Annotated in this window: 14 protein-coding genes and 1 pseudogene; 2 read left to right on the forward strand and 13 right to left on the reverse strand. The window is 57.9% G+C overall.

The window, feature by feature from the left end; all coding sequences use genetic code 11:
• The first annotated feature begins 755 nt into the window (after positions 1–755).
• On the forward strand, positions 756–4,079 hold the full coding sequence (locus CA51_RS08735) for a beta-ketoacyl-ACP synthase 3 (protein WP_145119696.1): 3,324 nt from the start codon (positions 756–758) through the stop codon (positions 4,077–4,079).
• 825 nt (positions 4,080–4,904) lie between these two features.
• On the opposite strand, the pseudogene CA51_RS26335 reads toward CA51_RS08735, so the two are convergent.
• Both CA51_RS26335 and CA51_RS08740 read right to left on the reverse strand, forming a co-directional pair.
• Positions 4,905–5,039: pseudogene (locus CA51_RS26335) on the reverse strand (hypothetical protein); the annotation flags it as partial.
• Positions 5,040–5,129: 90 nt separating this feature from the next.
• Positions 5,130–6,677, reverse strand: a complete 1,548-nt coding sequence (locus CA51_RS08740) for an arylsulfatase (protein ID WP_145124082.1) — start codon at positions 6,675–6,677, stop codon at positions 5,130–5,132.
• A 257-nt stretch (positions 6,678–6,934) separates the two neighbouring features.
• Between CA51_RS08740 and CA51_RS08745 the strand changes: the two genes are divergently transcribed.
• Positions 6,935–7,939: an AraC family transcriptional regulator gene (locus tag CA51_RS08745; protein ID WP_197451694.1), complete on the forward strand. Its 1,005-nt coding sequence runs from the start codon at positions 6,935–6,937 to the stop codon at positions 7,937–7,939.
• Positions 7,940–8,039: 100 nt separating this feature from the next.
• On the opposite strand, the gene metG is transcribed toward CA51_RS08745, so the two are convergent.
• The 11 genes from metG to CA51_RS08800 all read right to left on the reverse strand — a co-directional run bounded on the left by metG (position 8,040) and on the right by CA51_RS08800 (position 19,450).
• Positions 8,040–10,085: a methionine--tRNA ligase gene (metG, locus tag CA51_RS08750; RefSeq protein WP_145119700.1), complete on the reverse strand. Its 2,046-nt coding sequence runs from the start codon at positions 10,083–10,085 to the stop codon at positions 8,040–8,042.
• 168 nt (positions 10,086–10,253) lie between these two features.
• Complete coding sequence (locus CA51_RS08755) at positions 10,254–11,096, reverse strand: hypothetical protein (protein WP_145119702.1); 843 nt, start codon at positions 11,094–11,096, stop codon at positions 10,254–10,256.
• A gap of 130 nt (positions 11,097–11,226) precedes the next feature.
• Positions 11,227–11,964 carry a hypothetical protein gene (locus tag CA51_RS08760; RefSeq protein ID WP_145119704.1) on the reverse strand — a complete coding sequence of 246 codons (738 nt, stop codon included), beginning with the start codon at positions 11,962–11,964 and terminating at the stop codon, positions 11,227–11,229.
• Positions 11,961–12,512 carry an RNA polymerase sigma factor gene (locus tag CA51_RS08765; RefSeq protein WP_145119706.1) on the reverse strand — a complete coding sequence of 184 codons (552 nt, stop codon included), beginning with the start codon at positions 12,510–12,512 and terminating at the stop codon, positions 11,961–11,963. Before CA51_RS08765 ends, CA51_RS08760 begins: the two co-directional genes overlap by 4 nt.
• A gap of 359 nt (positions 12,513–12,871) precedes the next feature.
• Positions 12,872–13,183, reverse strand: a complete 312-nt coding sequence (locus CA51_RS08770) for a type II toxin-antitoxin system RelE/ParE family toxin (RefSeq protein WP_145119709.1) — start codon at positions 13,181–13,183, stop codon at positions 12,872–12,874.
• Positions 13,170–13,358, reverse strand: coding sequence for a hypothetical protein (locus CA51_RS08775; RefSeq protein WP_145119711.1), 189 nt, complete (start codon positions 13,356–13,358; stop codon positions 13,170–13,172). Before CA51_RS08775 ends, CA51_RS08770 begins: the two co-directional genes overlap by 14 nt.
• A gap of 471 nt (positions 13,359–13,829) precedes the next feature.
• Entirely contained in the window at positions 13,830–15,035 is a 1,206-nt protein-coding gene (locus CA51_RS08780; protein ID WP_145119713.1) for a nucleoside monophosphate kinase, read from the reverse strand.
• A 64-nt stretch (positions 15,036–15,099) separates the two neighbouring features.
• Positions 15,100–16,530, reverse strand: a complete 1,431-nt coding sequence (locus CA51_RS08785) for an oxidoreductase (protein WP_145119715.1) — start codon at positions 16,528–16,530, stop codon at positions 15,100–15,102.
• Positions 16,527–17,486 (reverse strand): dihydrodipicolinate synthase family protein, encoded by a 960-nt coding sequence (locus tag CA51_RS08790; protein WP_145119717.1) that lies wholly within the window; start codon positions 17,484–17,486, stop codon positions 16,527–16,529. Before CA51_RS08790 ends, CA51_RS08785 begins: the two co-directional genes overlap by 4 nt.
• Before the next feature lie 271 nt (positions 17,487–17,757).
• Positions 17,758–18,579, reverse strand: coding sequence for an ATP-dependent sacrificial sulfur transferase LarE (gene larE / locus CA51_RS08795; RefSeq protein ID WP_145119720.1), 822 nt, complete (start codon positions 18,577–18,579; stop codon positions 17,758–17,760).
• Entirely contained in the window at positions 18,566–19,450 is an 885-nt protein-coding gene (locus tag CA51_RS08800; protein ID WP_145119722.1) for a class I SAM-dependent rRNA methyltransferase, read from the reverse strand. The genes larE and CA51_RS08800 overlap by 14 nt, the downstream gene beginning before the upstream one ends.
• Positions 19,451–19,975 lie beyond the last annotated feature (525 nt).

A 19,975-nucleotide genomic window follows, 5' to 3' on the forward strand; every position in this document is an offset into this window, starting at 1 on the left:
CTCCCCCCCACGAAGTTTTGACCGGCAACGCTACGCAACGTAGGAAATGTCAGATGATTTTGTCGTCGTCCAAGGAATTGTGCTCAACTGGCGCGTTGCGATATTTGCTTGCGGCCACCGTTCCACCTCGATCCACTCAAAATCATTTGGCCCCCTTTCCCCTGCAGCGTGTAAGCGAGACGCCGCTCTTCCATTATAAAGTACTTATGGCTCGTTCGTCACGGATTAAAAAACGATAACAAACCGCAGGCTCTTCGAACGGCGTCACCGGACGACGTTTCAAGGGGAACGCTGGTCGAGCGCCCGCAGCAGAGCCGGCTGCAGCGTCGCCGGCAGAGCGATTGCGCGTTTCAATTTGGGGTCTCTGCCGGCACCAGGGGCCCCGCTGGCAATCGCTCAGTGCAATGCGGCCCCCCGATGTCGAGGGATGGAAGGCGGCAGCCAAATACCCCAAACCTCCCCTCTCTCCACGCCGCAAGAACAGCTGACACGATCTCGCTGAAAAGTCCCCAGGTTTGTATTGCATTAATTTGCGATTTGTCCGACCATTCGTTTGGCTCGCTATAACTCCGAGAATCCATTCATGAGGAATGATCGTCCGGCGTGCGAGATCCGATACAGAATTACAGGCGATCGCTTTTCCCGCATCGCTAGTCCCGCCGGTTGTCCCGACCCGAGCGACTTTGATAGCAATGTCAGAGAGGTTCGAGTCGCGACAATCGATATTGCTCAGTCCTCTCGACCGGAATATTTCGATGGATCGAAATCAACTGCTGTCGCTTTATAAGTCGCTGTTCACGGCCCGCGAAGTTGATCGTGTTGAGCAGGAACTCACCCGCCGCGGCGAGGCCTTCTTTCACGTTTCGGGGGCCGGCCACGAAGCGCCGGCAGTCCTCGCGCGTCATCTGACCAAACACGATTGGTTGCATCTGCATTACCGCGACAAGGCGTTGATGATTGCTCGCGGTGTGACTGCGCGCAAATTCTTCGATGCGTCGCTGTGCAACGACACCTCGCACTCTCGCGGCCGCCAGATGTGCGCCCAGATGAGCGATGCCGACCTGCATATCCTCAGCCTCGGTGGCCCCGTTGGAAACGCCGCTCTGCAAGCGGTAGGCGTTGCTGCGGCGACCAAGGAAAACAAAAACAAACCGGTCACGATCTACTGCATCGGCGACGGATCGACTCAAGAAGGCGAGTTCTTGGAAGGCGTTGCCGAAGCGGTTCGCTTGCAAGTTCCGCTGATGATCGTCATCCAAGACAACCAATGGGCGATCTCGACCGAGACGCGCGGGCAAACGTTCTTCTCGCGCCCCGATGGCGATGCCGATTCCTTTTATGGTCTGCCGATCCACCGCGTCGATGGCCGCGATATCATCGGTTCCGACGAAGCGATGGGCGACTTGGTTCAACAGGTTCGCGAATCGCGCGGCCCGGCTTTGGTGCTGTTGCAAACCGAACGGCTGAGCAACCACACAAACGCCGACGATCAATCGATCTATCGGCCGACCGAAGATATCGAAGCGGCTCAAAAAGAACGCGATCCGTTGGTCCGTTTCGAGCAACAGTTGCTCGAGCGTGGGATCAGCGAAGCCGAACTGGCAGCGATTCGCGAGACCGTCGTGGCCGAAGTGGTTGCCGATGAAAACGACGCGATCTACGCGGCTCAACCCTCCGCGACGCACGAAGCCAAGAAACCATTGCTGGTCGAATTGACCCATCCCTCGCGCGAACAACGCGGCGATCGGGAGGCCGACGGCCAATTGACGATGAAAGACGCGATGCGTTCGGTCCTGCGTGATCGCTTGGGCAACGACGACCGCGTCTTCCTTTACGGTCAGGATATCGAAGATCCTAAGGGTGACGTCTTTGGCGTCACGCGTGGACTCAGCACCGCGTTTCCCGGACGCGTCTGCAACGCTCCGCTGTCGGAATCGACCATCCTGGGAAACGCCATCGGCCGCTCTCTCGTCGGACAACGACCGGTTGCCTTCATTCAGTTCGCCGACTTCCTGCCGCTGGCCTACAACCAATTGACCAGCGAACTGGGCAGCATGTACTGGCGGACCAACGGCACTTGGGAATCGCCCGTGATCGTGATGGTTCCCTGCGGCGGTTATCGCCCCGGCTTGGGCCCGTTCCACTCGCACTCGTTCGAATCGGTCTGTGCTCACATCCCCGGCGTCGACGTCTACATGCCCAGCACCGCCGGCGATGCGGCGGGAATGTTGAACGCTGCGTTTGAATCGGGACGTCCCAGCGTCTTCTTCTATCCGAAGGCGTTGCTGAACGATCCGAGCCAATCGACGAGCCCCGACACCGCGAAACAGTTCACGCCGATCGGAGTTGCACGCAAGGTGCGAGCCGGCCGCGACATCACCTTGGTCGGCTGGGGAAATACCGTCGGCCTGTGCGAAAAATCGGCGACTGCTTTGGAACAAGCTGGGATCGAAGCCGAAGTGATCGACCTGCGTTCGCTCTCCCCTTGGGACGAAGCGACCGTGCTGGCGTCAGCTGAAAAAACAGCTCGCATGATCGTCGTTCACGAAGACAATCACACCTGCGGAATCGGTGGCGAAGTCGTCGCGACGATCGCTGAAAAGACCCGCGTTCCCGTGGCGATGCGACGCGTGACGCGAGCGGACACCTTGATTCCGTGCAACTTCGCCAACCAGATCGAAGTCCTGCCATCGTACAAACGCGTTCTGTCGACAGCGGCTGAGCTGTTGAACATGGACATCGAATGGATTCCGCCGAAGGAATTGGAAGTCGGCATGGCGGAGATCGAAGCGATCGGTTCGGGCCCGTCGGACGAAAACGTTCTGCTGGTCGAACTGAATATCAAGCCCGGCCAACAGGTGTCTCGCGGAGACATCGTCGCATCGTTGGAAGCGACCAAAAGCGTCTTCGATCTGACAAGTCAAATCGACGGCACGATCGAAGAGATCTTTGTTGCTGAAGGGGATACGGTTCCCGTCGGCGATGTGATCGCCAGCGTCCGTTGTGCGACCGACAACAAGCGACCGAAACCGGTCACTACCGAAAACCCTGGCACTCCGGTCCTGCGTCGCCGCGTGACCGATCCAAACCGCTTGCTGGTTCCTCGCCAGACGATCGAACGTCGGCCGTTCGATGTTGGAATCTCCAGCGTCGCAACGGTTCAAGGCAGCCGGTTGATCACCAACGAAGAACTTGTCGAAGGCAAGTCGATGTCGCCCGAAGACATCATGCGTCGCACCGGAATCCAGTTCCGTCACTGGGTGCAAGGAAGCGAGACCGCTCAGAGCATGGCCAGTCAGGCGTGCTGGGAAGTCTTGGACAAAGAAGGCTTGATCGTCGACGACATCGATCTGGTGATCTGTGCGACGACTTCGCCAAGCGTTGTCACGCCGTCGATGGCTTGCCAAGTCCTGCACCAACTGACCGGCGGTGCCAGCGAAGCGATGATCCAAGCCTACGACATCAGCGCGGCTTGCTCGGGATATCTGTACGCGTTGCAAGCTGGTTACGACTTCTTGCAAAGCAAGCCGCACGCCCGCGTGTTGGTTGTGACCGCCGAGGTCCTTTCGCCACTGTTGGATCTGGGCGACCTGGACACCGCGATTCTGTTTGGCGATGCCAGCAGTGCGACCGTGTTGTACGGCGAAGATCACTTCGGCCAATCGAAGGCGCGGCTGCACCGTCCCGAGCTGTCGGCTCGAGCCGATGATGGCAGCACCTTGTCGGTACCGTCGCAAAACAATGGCTTCATCAAAATGAAGGGCCGCAAAGTGTTTGCCGAAGCGGTTCGCGCGATGATCGGCAGCATGACGCGAGTCTGCGATCAACAGGGTTACGGCATCGACAACCTCGACCTGATCATCCCGCACCAAGCGAACCAACGGATCATCGATGCGATCCAGAGTCGCGTGTCGTCGTCGGTCTTCAGCAACATCCGCGAGCACGGCAACACGTCCTCGACCAGCATCCCACTGTGCCTGGACGAAGTCCTGCCGAAGATGAAACCTGGCGAGCGATTCGGCATGTGCGCCTACGGTGGCGGTGTCACCTTCGGTGCCGGCATCCTGGAAAAGAACTAGGTTGCGACGCTCGTAACCGCGGGGCTGCCTAGTCGCAAAGCGACGGCATGCAAAAGCCTGGGACTCGCGTCCTGTCAGTTATACGTAAGTCATGGTGAGTTATCGCGACCGAACGCTTGCCAGGCCAGTGGGAAGTCTTTCGTTCGTCGCAGACCGTTCCACATCGCATTCATCCGAGTCAGGGCCGCAGGCTCGACCGTTTGCATAGCCCAGGCCATCGGCCTGGGTTCTAGCGGCGATGATTGACATGGTTGGGCTGTAGGCCCGGTCGATTGTCACCACCCACCCCGGGACGTTGCCCCTTCGCCTGTTGTGAAATGAAACCGGGCGCCGTCGGCTGATACCCAGCCCTGCAGGCTGGGCTATGCAAATTGCTGGACCTTCGGCCCGCGCCAGGCGTGCCAGGAATGTGCCTGTCCCTTTCGCCCCTGCACTTCGCGGCCAGAGCGTTGAGTTGGTCTTTGCCGACGACAAAGGTAATCGCTGGCCCGCAACCTGTTCCGCCTCGACAAGCTCCAGCAAAGTGAAAAAAACTCAACAAAAGCCACACCCTGAAAACCGGACAACCTCGTTGCCGGGCGGGTGAAGTTGAGTTGTTGCTACCGCAATTATTCACCCTCCCCAAACGCAGTTTGCGGGGGAGGGTCGAACCAGCGCAGCGAGGTTCTGGGAGGGGCGTCACGCGGTGATTGATCGTGCGGTATGCCCTCCCCGAAAAACTTGCTAAACGCACGTTTTTCGACCCTCCCGGCGTTGCCGGGCGGGTGTAGGTTGGCGGTTGTGGCGAATGCGAATCGACGGATTGTAAAACTCTGCCGCCGGCGATCAGTGGACGCGTTGGCCGGGGAGAGCTCCTTCGTCGACGCCGAGCACAAAGACTTCGACGCCGCCGGGACCTGCCGCTGTGGCCATGCCTTCGCTATGGGCGAACCGCATCATGCGCGGCTTGAAGTTAGTCACCAGGTACAAGATCAAGATTCCGATACGGAACAGCTCGATGAGCCGTTGCCGTATCGGAAATGCTTGATGAGTCAAACCGGACGGTTGGAACTAGTGTCCGCCGCCAGCTTCTGACAGCTTCTTCATCACGTCGTCGAGATTAAAGCTGGCCGGTGGTTGCCGTGGTGGATACTCCTTGAATGTCTTCAAAAAGTTAGCTGCATATTGCTGTGCAGGAACGATCAAGAAGGCATGACGCAGCAACCAGTCGTAATAGGTGTTGGAGGTGATGTCGGCTTGTTCAAATGGATCGGCACGGAGGTCGAACATCTTTGGCAGGCGAAGCGGTGTAAACGGTTCGGCCCAAATCCTCAACGTTCCCTGGGCCCGTTGCTCCAGAAAGACGAGCTTCCAGTTTGCAAAGCGAATGCCAACCAATTGAGTGTCATCGTTGAAGTAGAAGAACGATTCTCGCGGCGACTTCTCCTCCTTGCCCGTCAGGTAGGGCAAGAGGTTATAGCCATCCAGATGAACCTTGAAGGTTTTGTCATTTGCTTTGTAGCCCTTCAGCAACTTCTCTTTAACTTTTGGTTCGCCCGCAGCGGCGACAAACGTTGGCAGCCAATCGAGTCCGCTGACGATTTCATTTGAAACCGAGCCAGGCTTGATGTTGCCAGGCCAGCGGATAACACACGGCACACGAAATGCGCCTTCCCAGTTCGTCTCCTTTTCGCTCCGGAAAGGGCTAATCCCGGCGTCGGGCCAGCTGTTCTTGTGAGGACCATTATCCGTTGTATACACGACGATCGTGTTGTCGGTAATTCCGAGGTCATCGAGCCCCTTGAGCAGTTTTCCGACATGCCCATCGTGTTCTACCATTCCGTCGGCGTATTCGGTGCGAGCCGTCAGCCCCGGTTTATCGCGTCGATCTTCTTGGACGTGCGTGTAGAGGTGCATGCGTGTCGAGTTGTACCAGCAGAAGAAAGGCTTCTTTGCCTTGACTTGGCGATCCATGAAGTCGACGGCAGCATCGGTCGTTTCATCGTCGATCGATTCCATACGCTTCTTGGTAAGCGGCCCCGTATCCTCGATTTTGCCATCGGCAAAACTATGGATCACCCCGCGAGGACCATAACGTTTTTGGAACTCAGGATTGCGGGGATAGTTGCGGTTTTCCGGTTCTTCCTCCGCATTCAGATGATAAAGGTTTCCGAAAAATTCATCGAAACCGTGATTGGTCGGAAGGAACTTGTCCAAATCACCGAGGTGATTTTTGCCGAACTGCCCCGTCGAATAACCGTGCGGCTTGAGCAATTCCGCAATCGTCGGATCCTCTGCCTGCAGGCCTACGTCGGAACCAGGAAGGCCAACCTTGGAGAGCCCAGTGCGGTAGGTGCACTGCCCGGTGATGAACGTCGATCGTCCCGCGGTGCAACTTTGTTCAGCATAATAATCGGTGAACATCATGCCTTCTTTGGCAATTCGATCGATGTGCGGGGTACGATATCCAACGATCCCGTGCGAATATGCAGAGATCTGGGTCTGCCCGATGTCATCCGCCATGATGACCAAGATGTTGGGCCGATCCTGCGCGAAGATCGGACTGACGAATAGTGTTAACAACACATAAAGCGTTGCTGTGCGAACGGGGTAGAACATACCTGCAGTTCTCCTAGCTGTTGTGGAGGTAAAAGAGTCGCGCGCCGATCGATCTTTGTCGCGAAGAGATAGAGACCGCATTAGGAAACGCGCAACGGAACAGAGCCACGGCGTGATGTAGCGTTATTCACGCCCGTAGCTTTGTGGCAACGGCAACACGCCACCCCAGCTATGATACGATCCGGTATAGCCGGGTCAATCAAACCGGTGCGCTCATATGAGCCAACGGCAACCTAAACTTTGTATTGATAGACACAGTGAAAATTGAACTCTTTGACGCCAGGGCACTACATCCACTGGTGAGGTACCTAGAACAGAACGGTGCCGATTCGCAATCGGTTCTCGATACCGTACGGATACCTCAGCAGATAATCGTCGAAGGCGGATGGGTTTCCAAAAAGCAAGCCTACGACTTTGCGTTGGAAGTGGTCCGCCATGCTGGCACCGAAGAAGCAGTTTTTGCCGCCTACCAGGATTTCGACCTTAGCGACCTGGGCCCAATCGCAACTGCAATGCAATCGTGCAAGACGGTCAAAGATGCGTTGGAGACCGCAGCTCGGTTAGGTGCTATCGCGTATGAAGGAAGCAGCTACTTTCTCCAAGTGCGTGGCGACGTCACGTGGTTTTGTTTCAGCGAAACGCAATTCATATCGAACGGTCAACAGTACGTCGATGATTTGACCGTCACGATCTTTTGGCATTTGATCCAGAGCGCAACCAACCAGAACTGGCAACCCGATCAAATCATCTTTTCGGGAAGGGCGCAGGACAGACATCGAGCGATGCTTCCGTTGCAAGAATGTGCAACGGTCCCAAGAAGCAGCTTCTCGGGACTCGCATTTCCAACCGATTTCCTACGGCAGCGCGTGGCATGGAGCCCACCAGCAGTTGCGTTGGATGAAAGCAGCGCCTGGCGTTTTGGGCCCGACGGCAGCGTGGCGATCGTCGAAACACTGCACAGGGTGCTAGAGTCCCAGTTTCGGATGGACAATCTCCCGACACTTTACCAACTGGCTCGAGTGTGTGGATGTAGCCCAACGACCTTAAAAAACATGCTCCGCAGCTCGGGCACAACCTATACCAATGTTCTCGATCGTTTGCGTTTCGACAGCGCCTGCGATCTGCTTGCCGTGCCGCAGGCTTCGATCCGCGAAATCGCCCATGAACTTGGTTACTCCACGACAAGTAACTTTGTTAGAAGTTTTCGTCGCATGACCAACATGACTCCCGGACAGTACCGTCGTCGGGAGTTCGATCTCTAAATGCATCGGGCGATCGGGAGCGTTTGAGCGCATCGTCGCTGGTGAAAGTTATGCACCGTCGCCGACGATTCGCGACGCGTATTCACAATATGCACCACTTTTAGTGGACGCGCTGGCCGGGGAGAGCTCCTTCGTCGACGCCGAGCACAAAGACTTCGGCGCCGCCGGGACCAGCGGCGGTGACCATTCCTTCGCTGAGTCCAAACCGCATCTTGCGCGGCTTCAAGTTGGCGACCATCACGACCAATCGGCCAACCAGTTGCTCGGGCGTGTAAGCCGCTTTGATGCCAGCGAAGACGCTGCGAGTCTCGTCGCCGCCCAGGCTGAGGGTCAGGTGCAGCAGCTTGTTTGCCTCAGGCACCTGTTCGGCTTTGATCACGCGAGCGACCCGCAGATCGACTTTGGCGAAGTCGTCGATCGTGATCTCGTCGGCCAGCGGTTCGTCCTTCAGCGGTTGATCGCTGTCGTTCCATTGGTTCGCGGCGGGGGCTTCGGATTCGGTTGCGGCGGATTCGTCTTTGCTCTCGTCGATCATTTTTTGCAGGTCCTTAACTTCGATACGTTTTAACATGTGTTTGAACTTCGCCACCGGAGTTCCCAGCAGCGGCGATTGGCTCTGCTGCCAACCGGTGATCGGATCGCCCAACAGTTCGCCACACTTCTCGGCCAGCGATGGCAAGACGGGCGCCAGGTAGACGCACAGTTGACGGAACAGGTTCAGTCCGACGGTGCAGACGTCGCGCAGTTCGGCTTCCCGCGCGGGATCCTTTTTCATCTCCCACGGCTTGGCGTGTTCGACATATGGATTGGCGCGATCGGCCAGTTCCAAGATCAATCGCATCGCCTTGCTGTAGTCGCACGCTTCGTACGCCGCGGCAATCTCGTCTCCCGCATCGGCCGCCTGTTGGAACAGACCGCCATCGTCGGGATAAGCTTCCGACAGGCCCAGTTGATGCGCGAACTTGGCGACTCGCGACGCAAGGTTGACAACTTTGCCGACCAGATCCGAATTCACCTTCTCAGCAAACTCTTCCAACCCCAGGTCGAGGTCTTCGACGCGCGAGGTCAGCTTCGATGCGTAGAAGTAACGCAGGTAGGTCGGATCAAAATGTTCCAGGTACTTTTCGGCCGAGACCAACGTCCCGACACTCTTGCTCATCTTATGGCCGTCGACCGTCAAGAAGCCATGGATATGAACCTTCGTCGGCAGCGTGAAGCCAGCCGTCTTGAGCATCCCCGGCCAGAAGAGCGTATGGAAATAGGTGATGTCTTTGCCGATGAAGTGGTGGATCTCGGTGTTCGGGTTCTGCCACCAATCCTCCAGCTTTTCGCCGTTGGCGTTGCACCATTGCTGGGTGCTGGCGACGTAGCCGATCGGCGCGTCGAACCAGACGTACCAGTAATTGCCGGGGCTGTCGGGGATCTCGAATCCGAAATAGGGAGCGGGTCGAGAGATGTCCCAGTCGCGAAGGGCATCGCTGAGGAAGTGGCCTAACAAGTAGTTCGCCGTCTCGCTCTGCAACGCTCCCGATTCCTTGACCCACTCGGCTAGGAAGCTGTGCAGTTGTTCCAGTTCGACAAACAGATGGGTCGCTTCGCGCAGCTCCGGTGCCGCACCGCTGAGCGTGCTGACGGGATCGATCAGATCGGCGGGGCTGTAGGTGTGCCCGCAGGCCGAACAATTGTCGCCCGGCTGGTTGGTGGCATTGCACTTGGGGCAGGTGCCACGAACAAACCGATCGGCCAAAAACGTCTGCTCTTGCGGATCGAACAACTGCTGAACCGGACGCTCGACGATCAGGTTGGCATCTCGCATCGCTTGCCAGAACCGACCGCACAGCTGACGATTTTCCTCGCTGTTGGTGCTGCCGTAATGATCGAATTGGACATCGAAGCCGGCGAAGTCGCGTTGGTGCGATTCCTGCATCGCCGCGATCAATTCCTCTTCGCTGCGGCCTTCGCGACGGGCTCGCATCATGATCGCGGTGCCGTGCGTATCGTCGGCACAGACGTAGATGCAGCGGTTGCCGCGAAGCTTCTGGAAACGGGTCCAGATGTCGGTTTGGATGTATTCGACCAAATGCCCGATGTGAATCGGCCCGTTGGCGTACGGCAAGGCGGCGGTGACCAGGATCTGTCGCGTCATTTTAAGTTCAAGTGCAGTTTGCTGGCGAAATGGATGGCGAACAACCATAGAGGCCAGCATTGTAAAGAAAAGCTGCACGACGCGAAGGGCCTGGGGTGAGGTCGCGTGATTTGCGGGGCGATTCCGCTGCAAATCACGCGGTTCCTCGAGTTCTTCCCGGCCGTGGGCCTACAGTTCGGCCTGCTTCTTGATCGCAGCGACCTCGGTTTCCAGTTTGTCCAGCCGATTCAGAATGCGATCGATTTTCTCGTGCATCGTCTTTTGCTCGGCTGCAATCGCTTTAGCGGCGGCTGGCAATCGGACCTGCTGTTGAGCTCGGTTTCGCAGCGTTTGCACCTGTTTTTCGATCCGCTGCTTCGCTTTCATCAGTTCGACAGCGACATCGGCCGGAATTTCCACTCCCGATTCGATGATCGCTTGTTCGATCGATTTCGCCAGTTCCTGACCGGCGGGGGCGAGTTCTTCGAAGTCGAAGTTGAACTCCTTGCCATCGGGACCGATCACCTGGATCTCTCCTTCGACTCCCGCATCCGAAGTGATGCTCTTGCCGATCAACGTGCTGATCGTGACCGGCAACGCGTCGAGTTCCTCCAGGATTCCATCGTTCCCCAGTTTCATAATCTTGCTGAGATTCAAAACGCGGCGACGCTTGATGCCACGACGCGGCGAATCGCCATCGCTCTCTTCGCTCTCTGCCGATTCGGCGCCGGGTAGGTCGCTGACATCGACCTGGCCACCGGGACCGACGTGGATCACTTTGCCGAAGCTGCGAACGACGATCGTCGTCTCGCCATCCTTCGATTCGACCTTCACCTGCGTTCCAGGCTTCCGCGCCTCAACGTCGGCCGATTCGGCCTCCGCATCAGCCAGCGCGTCGGCATCGGAATCAGCTTCGGCGGCAGGTGCCGGAGGAGCGGGAATCGCTGGCGCCGCACCATCATCGGCGTTTGCAGTGGGAAGCGTTGCCGAAAACAGCAAGGCGGCGATCGTCAAAGAGTACATCGATTTCATTTCAATTCTCCCAAGGAAGTTGGATAGCACATTCAATTCGGCAAAGCGTGGTCGCGGTCGGAGCGCAGCGTCCCACCGGGAGACCACGCCGCAAGCGTTGGTTCATTCGAGTTCAGAGGCTGCACCGCAGCTACGGCTTGACGTAACGCAGGTTTGCGTTGTGTGTCGGTACGGCGTATTGCTCGCCGTCGTCGGTGCTGAAGACATAGATCAGCGGCTCTTCTTCGACTTCCCAGCCATCGCTGCGGAGCTTCGATTTGGCTTGGTCGCTGAAGATCGGCTCGCGTTGGGCACCGCGGAACAGTTCGGCAAGCAAGCTTCCCAATTGGCGAGCGGCTTGGTTTTCGGGAGTCTCCGAAAGATCGGCCTCCGCCTCCGGAGGCAGTTCCACAAAGCGTGGATCATGTTTGGGGCTGCCCCCAGGATCAGCGGGACCGCCGTCCTGCTGCAGCGCGATCTGCGAGTTGCCGCCGGTCTGTGGTGGGGCCTGTGCTGGTGCGATCGCTTCTGTCGCTGCCGGTTGCGATTCGGCGAGCTTGTCGTTCATCGCGTCGCCGCGGCCGATCGCTCCCAAAAAGTAGCCGCCGACGGCGACCGCTGCGATCGCCGCCGCTATGGCAAACGTCACACCGTGGGACTTCGCCTGCGGCGGATGCGGGGCGACTTGAGCGGCGGGCGTCGGTTGGCTTTCGGGAAACGAAAACTGAGCCAACGCGTCGCTGATCCGGCGGTGTTCGACCAGCGCCAACGCGGCAGCTCGGTAGCGAGTCGGTTCGATTTCGCAGCGAGCCAGAAAATCGTTCTCCTGGGCAACACTCATTTCACCGGCGGCGAAGCGTTCCAAAGTTTGTTCGTGTTCGGGATTCATGACAGATCCTCTTGGTCGATTCCACGCTGGGTCAACATTTGCCGCAGGCGTTTTTTCGCTTGGGCGACTCGGTATTGAACGACATGCTCGGCGACGCCCAGTCGCTGAGCCAATTGCGGGTAAGTCAATTTCTCGACGAACTTCGCCAGCAGCACGCCGCGGACGTCGGGTTCCATCTCGTGCAACACCTGGCGGACCAGATCGCGTCGTTCCTGGTCCATCAACCAGAAGATCGGATCGTTTGCGGCGGGGCTGTCGGGCGACTGATGGGCGTAGTCTTTGTTCAAACGATCGCGACGCATCGCCGTGCGGTTGGCCAATGCGGACTGCCGGATGGCGATCTTGCACAACCAAGGAGCGAGCGAACTGTCGTCGCGCGGCCGATGATCACTCTTCGCGATCGCCAGCAGAACCTCCGAATAAACATCCTCGACGGCACTCGCTAGCGTGGTCCTCGCCTGGATCACCCGCAGCAGCCAAGGGCGATGCCGGTCCAGCAGTTCGTGGATCTCGTCGGCGATCATGCTCACGCGGTCTACCAGCAACAAAGGTGTGAAATCGGTCGGTTCACAGCGATTATTGCCGTCGCCGACAAACCTCAGACAAGAAATTGAAAAAAAGTTTCCCTTGCCTTTTCGCTTTCCACGTGGCGACAGGTCGATTAGAGGACTCAAACAAAGCCAGTGAGCCCGACTTAGGTGCTCCGATCGCAAGTCGCTCGAAACGTCGTTCCTCCATTGACGTGTCGTCTGTGCGAGGAAGTTCAGCCCGGACGAAATTGCCGTGTCCCCTACGCATCACGTGGGGCTTGCGGCCGAATTTGCACCGTTCCCTGGTGTTGCGTGAAGGCCATTGGAAATGTCGAATTTCATGCTCCAGAGGCCGAAGATCAAAAACAGCTTTTCGGTCACTCCGCACTGCCGAGGTCGCGTTTGTCGAAGATTTGCGAACTGTGGAAAACGGCGAGGATATCGACCCGCCGCTCTGAAACGCGATAGATGATGCGGTAATTCCCTTGGAGCACTTCACGCAAGTCTTCGCGTCCAATTTCGGGTACAACCTCACCGGAGAACGGGAATTGTTTCAGACGACCAACGGAATTTCGGAGTTTACGACCATAGGTCATCGCGGTTGCCGGAGCGTCACGCGCGATATGATCGCGCACCGAACGGAGATCTTCTCGCGATTGTCGCGTCCAGAAGATCTTATTGTTGGGCATCTTCCGCCTCTAGTTCATCCATGAAAGCGTCGTGCTCCATCACATCACCAGTATCGGCCTGGACAATTCCAAGTTCGATTTTGCGCAGAAGGTAGAGTCGATCGATGACATCGTCGATCGAGACGTCATCGTCAAGATTTTGAATGAGCGATATCGCCTTTTCTTTCGAAGACATTGAGTGTCCTTTGGTCTGCGTGAACGAAATGAGTGACTCTGCGTACGCTAAATTGCACCAATTCGAACGCCCGTTTCAAAAGAGCGAAGGTGAGTCGAAGGGGTTTGCGTAAACAACATCTTGGGAGTCTCTTGAATTACGGAAAACGCCCCAGTTTAAAAGACGTACAAACCAACGGCCCAAGCAGCGGGAGATTTGAACTACGAAAAACCCGAATCGAAAGCGACGGTTTCGTGTCTTTTGTAGTTGATTCAGAAGTCCGCGCCAGCTGTGCACCCAAAGCCCAGCGGGCTGTGTACGACAACCCATCACATCTGCAGGTCGTCTGTTTTCTATCTACCCAAATTGTCGAGGGTTAAAGAGGCTCGGGCAAGTGCTTAGGGTTCAAAAATGGTTGCGCGCTCGCTTTTGCTTCGCTGCAGTTTATCAGCCACAGTGTGTTCGACTTGCTCTGCCGATTGGACACCAAGCCTAACCGCGGCGGATCTCCGATCCCTTGAATGAGATCTTGGTGCGGATGATCGTCTTCAAGCGGTTGTGGATCTGCCCGGTCTCCAAATCGATTCGCTCGGGCGTCGCTTGGATATGTTTATCGACGACGGCGTGGTAGCCGCGTTCGGAGAAGATATCGATCAACATCCAGAGCGCCAGCGGATCGGTGAACAGTTCGTCTTCGGAGTTCACAATCGCTTGGCCCGAGAGGGCGTGGCGTTCGATGATCGGCATAAATTTCCGATCGATCGTGTCGACGGTGCGAATGAACAGATCGCGGTGTTCCAATTCGTAGGAATCGAGGCGGCGAACGAGTTCCTGCCGCGCGTGGACTGTGATCTCGCTCGCTAGCGGCAAACCACGTAGCCGATCGTAGGTGCTGGGATCGAGTTCCAACGAGCTTTGGTACGCCAATTCGCCGATGATGTTCGCTTCGACTTCCGCGATCGGTCCCTCGGCGTTGATGAAGTGGTAGTGATAGATCTCTTTCAGGGACTGCAGCGCGTCCCACGTCATCTCTTTAAAGACGCGGTAGCGACGCTTCGCCTTTTCCGGACTCAGATCGGTCGCTCGCAATTCGATCGGGCGGCCGATACCTGTCTCGGCGACTTCTTGGTTGTGCGCTTCGATCTCTCGGCCGCGTTGCAGTTGGCGGCTGATGCTTGTCGCTTCGCTGATGAACAACAGCATCGCGTGGATCGTGGGGCGGCGGAAGTTGACCGCCAGTTCGGTCCCTTGGAACTCGGCGTGCAGTTGCGTGATCTTATCGACCAACAACTTCAGGCATTCGACTTGCACGCGCGTTCGCGGAAAGCCATCCAGGACTGCTCCATCGCGAAAGATCGGTTCCAACAGTTTCCGCAGCAAGATCCCGATCACCTCGCCATCGCCGACGATTCCGCCCTGATCTTTGATCCGCTGGGCTTCGGGAGTGACCAACAGATCGCTGACTACGATCGGCGGGCAGGTCAGCCCGCGAGCGGCCATGATGAACTGCGTTTGCGTTCCCTTGCCCGCACCCGGCGCACCGCCCAGCAGGATCAGTTCTTTCGGGAAACGCAGGTTCTCGTGCCCGACCTCCTGTTCCAATTCCTTCCACACCGATTTGAAGATTACTTGAGCATCTTTGATTTCCAAGTCGATCGGCTCGTTGACGGGGTGGTCGGATTTGTTATTGGACTGCATAGGTGTTGATCGCTGATCTGAATTGCACGAGGTGGGTTCGGCCCAGTGTCAGCGACCATCGCCATCATGCTTTGGTCTGCTGCTTCAGGGCCATGATCTGCTGGCGCTCGGGCATCGCTTTATAAAACGGATCGAGAGGGAAGCAACCCGAGATCATACCATTTCGCGGCCCGGTTGTGCATTCGCTGAACGTGCGACAAATTTTCTTCCGCGGCATCGTCCGCCCCGCGATCACGTCGGCCGGCAGTTCGGGATACGAAAGGACCATCCGCCCCAAACCGATGAAGTCGGCCATGCCTTGCTGGACAACCGCCTGCCCAACATTGGGCAGCCAATCTTGCAGGTAGGTGTAACCCGATCCGACAAACAGCAGATTTGGGTGCGCTCGTTTCAGCATCGCCGTCGCGTCGATCTGCCGCGCCACGCCGACCAACGGATCTTCTGGCGGAGCGTAGCCGTCGGAGGGAGGGAAGATCGCCGGCCGCTGGATGTGCGGACAATAATAAGGACTGCCAACGGTCGAGCAGACGAGCTGGATCCCCAGTTCTTCCAACAGCTGCATCAGTCGCGAGGGTTCGGTCAGATCGTATCCGACACCGGTCCCATCGCCACCGAAGGCGCTCCGGTATTCGCCCGTCTGGCTAGGTTGCCCCAGCCCTTCGGGACCCGGTTCAAACGGGATGAAATCGAAGATGCTGATCCGCGTGCCGATCTGTAAACCAGCCGCTTCGCTGCGGATTCCGTCGACGATCGATCGCAAAAAGCGAGTCCGATTCTCGAAGCTGCCACCATATTTCCCAGGCCGATCGTAGCCCGAGAGGAGTTCGTGCCCCAAGTAGCCGTGGCAGTGTTTGACATCGACAAACGCGTATCCAGCCTGCTGAGCGAGCTTGCTGGCGGCGACGAAATCGTCGACTAAGCGATCGAGGTCGTCGTCGCTCAAAATCGCCGCGTCGCTGTCGACGCCAAACTTCGCGTCGAGCACTGCATGCCGATACGCGACTCGCGGTTCGAGTTGCTTCTTGTCGTTGGGACGCGCGAAGCGGCCCGAGTGGGTCAGCTGCAAACCGACTAACAAGTCGTCGACCGTGCCAAAATGCTCGCGATGCGTGTCGACCAACAGCGTCCGCAAGGCTTCGATCTCGGCGAGGTTGTCCGAGTTGATCACCAGTTGATTTGGATTGGCGCGGCCGTCGTGACGGACCGCCACCGCTTCGCCACCCCAGATCAATTTCGCTCCGCTAAGTCCAAAGTTCTTCCAACGACGACGCGTCAGATCGGTCGGCCGCCCGTCGGTCGTGCCGTCCCAACCTTCCATCGGCAGGATCGCAAATCGGTTCCCAATCGTGCCGCCGTTCCAATCGCACGACTGGGCCAACGGCGCCGCGTCGCCACTTTGCATCGCAGCATCCAACGGGATCTGGATCTCCAGTTCATCGAGCCGCGATTGAAAAGCGTCGAGGGTTTTCAGACTGTTGATTTTTGGATAGCTCATGCGTTGCCTCCCTTTGCCAGCGAGATGCCTAGCTGCCGCGCGACGTCTTCCAGAATTGGCAGGTCGCTGTCGGGACGCTGCGGGCTGCCGGGATAGGTTTTGTTGGTCGCGATCCAGCCGCGGAGATGCAGGAACATCGCGGCAGAATGTTTGTACCCCGGGACCGGCTGGCGGAACGTCAAGAAGCCCAGATACTGCAGGGCGTCGTTGAGTTCATAAAACGCCGGATCGCCCGCGGCCCAATAGGCATCGCGTCGAGCGAACAGGTCGGGAGCAAATGTGCTGAGTCCCAGCAGATAATCGCTGCCGTACATCACCATGTCGATCGCCAGATCGTTGCCGGTGAAGACTTTGAATTCGGGACGCAGTTGGTCGCGAAGGGCCAAGCGTTCCCATTCCGCCGCGCGGCTGAGCGACGAGTGTTTCGCACCGATACACTGCGGCAACAGCATCAATTGGCGATAGACGTCGGTCGAATAGATCTTGCCAAACGGCAGGAAACATTGCCCCAGTTCGAACCCGATAAACTGGTCGCACGCTTGGCCGATCTTCTCGTAACTGGCAACGATCTCGGCGTCGCCTTGGTCGGTCAGACCGTAGGACTGGAAGATCACCGGCGTCGCTCCACGCGCGGTGATCTCGTCGATCCGAGACTTGTAGGCATCGAGAGCCAACGTGCTGCCGGGCGTGTCGCCAACAAAGGCTCCCGCGACAAACGGTCCCGATCCCAGCACCTCTCGCGTCACGTCCAGGACCTGCAGGCGAGTCGCTTCGTCGATCAAGTTGACATAGCCGGTGTCCATGTTCACGGCGGGAGTCAATCCCGCGTCGGCGGTCCGCAGGACATGCTGGCGAAAACCGTCCCAGTCGACTTCGTTGTTTTCGAGCAACGGCAACAGAATCGCCGAGATCCCGGTGATCTTGCGTCGGGGACGCAGCAGTGTGGTTGGATCCATGTCTTCTAATTTTCTTTGCGTTGTGAAAGTCGCCTAGGGTAGCGCATCGCTCCGAGACGGTCAGTTGAACGGTTGTCGCCTTTTGCTCCGCAAAAGTGCGTGGTGCATCCGCACTTTCGCGGAGCGAAAGGCGACCAAGCGGTCGATCGACGTCGGTAGGGCGGAGTATAACGCCACAAGCGGATGCGGGCATTGCAATCCGGGCGAACGGAATTCGCAAATCGGGCAACTGCCAAGCTACCAAGCTAGAAGGTTTGTCCGCGGCGAGCGATCAATTGCCGATCGAGACCAATTGATTCAGGTTGCCCGACCGCAGCCCTTCGATATCGACGGTGATGAACTGGAAGCCGAGCGAACGGAAGTGTCGGCTCATCCGCTGGCGAAACTCCGGCTGCACCAATTCAGCGATCCGCGCCGCGGGGACTTCGATCCGCGCCAACTGTCCCGGATGCAATCGGACGCGAAGTTCGGCAAAGCCTTCGTCGCGGAGCCAGTTTTCCGCGCGATCGATCTGTTGCAGCTTGTCGACGGTGACCGGTTCGCCATACGCGATCCGGCTGGCCAAACAGGGACCCGCTGGCAGATCCCAAACCGACAATTCCCAGTGCTTTGCCAGCTGGCGGACCATCGTTTTGGTGATCCCAAGATCGGCCAACGGCGTCTGCACCGCGGCGTCGCGACCGGCTTGGATGCCCGGTCGGTGATCGCCTAGATCGTCGGCGTTCGTTCCGCTGCAGATCACGCTGTCGCGGTGCTCGTCGGCGATCGTCGCCAGCGTTTGATAGAGTGTCTGTTTGCAATAGAAGCAGCGTTGGCCATCGTTGCGTTGGTAATCGGGACGTTCGGTTTCGTGAGTTGAGATCGTTTGTAGATTGATCCCAATTTCCGCAGCCACCTGCGCCGCCAATTCGCTCTGCCGCTCCGGCACGCTGGGGCTGATCGCCCTCACGGCCAACGCCTTGTCGCCCAATGCTCGCTGCGCAGCGGCGGCGACCACCGCGCTGTCGACTCCGCCTGAAAACGCGACGACGACGCGGGAATGCCGCTGCAGTTCATCGATCAAACGTTGGGCGGTCGCTTCAGTTTGCATCATCACTTGAGTCCGTGTTGGAAGGACTGTCCAGGTGCCAGGTCGCGCGAACGAAATATCCGGCGTCGAGCGAGCGGCCCGAGCTGTCGGGAATCTTGCAACGCCCCTGTTCGATCTCGAGCCCCGCCGGTTGGTTCTGCCGCAACCAGTCGCTGATATCCGAATCGAAAATCGTATCGGAATGGCCGGTGATCAACATCGCCGCGCGAGGCGTCAGCAGCGACAGACAATCTTCCAACAGCGGCCAGAGGTCGTGTTGGATCCGCCACGAATCGCCTTTGGTTCCGTGACCGTAGGCCGGCGGATCCAGCACGATCACGCTGTGCTTTCGGCCGCGGCGAATCTCGCGAGCGGCAAACCGGCGGGCGTCTTCGACGATGTAGCGAATCGCCGCGTCGCCCAGTTCGCTGCGGCGGGCGTTGTCGCCGGTCCGCGCGACGCTCGGCTTAGACGCATCGATATGGGCGACGCGGAATCCGACGCGAGCAAGAGCCAGCGTGCTGCCGCCGGTATACCCAAACAGATTCATCGCGTCGCGACAGTCGGCTGGCAACCGGTCGGCCAAACTCGCCAGCCACTGCCAATTCGCAGCCTGTTCGGGGAAGAATCCGATATGCCCAAACGGCTTCGGTTCCGCCGCCAACCGGAACGCACCGGTGTCGAGTTCCAGCGACTCGGGCCACTCGTTGAAGATCGTCCAGGACGAACCATCGTAGACGGCATCGGCTTGCTGCCAGGCATCGGCCTGCGCAGGAGCATCCCATTCCGCCGCGGGACTGGGGCGGTCGAGCTTGTAGCCGTCGATCGATTCGAGTTTGCGACCGTCGCCAAAGTCGATCAGTTGGTAATTCTGCAGCAGGGATTCAGCGGACATAAATAGAGCGGGATCGACTTTCGAAAGCGGGAATAGTGGTTGGAAGTGGAGATATTAAAGTTGGTGAACCATCGCGTAGCGGAACTCGTCAAGAGTTTCGGAAGGAAGACTCGCCGTGGATCGAAAGTCTTGACGACTTCCGCTACGGCAACAATACGGTGAACCACCCCGTAGCGGAACTCGTCAAGAGTTTCGGAAGAGCGGGTAACTGCCGTGGATCGAAAGTCTTGACGACTTCCGCTACGGCAACAATACGGTGAACCACCCCGTCGCGGAACTCGTCAAGAGTTTCGGAGGAGCGGGTAACTGCCGTGGATCGAAAGTCTTGACGACTTCCGCTACGGCAACAATACGGTTCAGGATCGCGTCGCGGAACTCGTCAAGAGTTTCGAGAGGAGCGGGTAACCGCCGTGGATCGAAAGTCTTGACGACTTCCGCTACAGCCGAGAACCGACATCCTCTATAACGAAAAACGCGTTGCGGCGTTGCTCGATGGGGAAGAGCCTGCTGGCAAGATTTGCCCAG

It is taken from the genome of Rosistilla oblonga, assembly GCF_007751715.1.
GTDB lineage: Bacteria > Planctomycetota > Planctomycetia > Pirellulales > Pirellulaceae > Rosistilla > Rosistilla oblonga.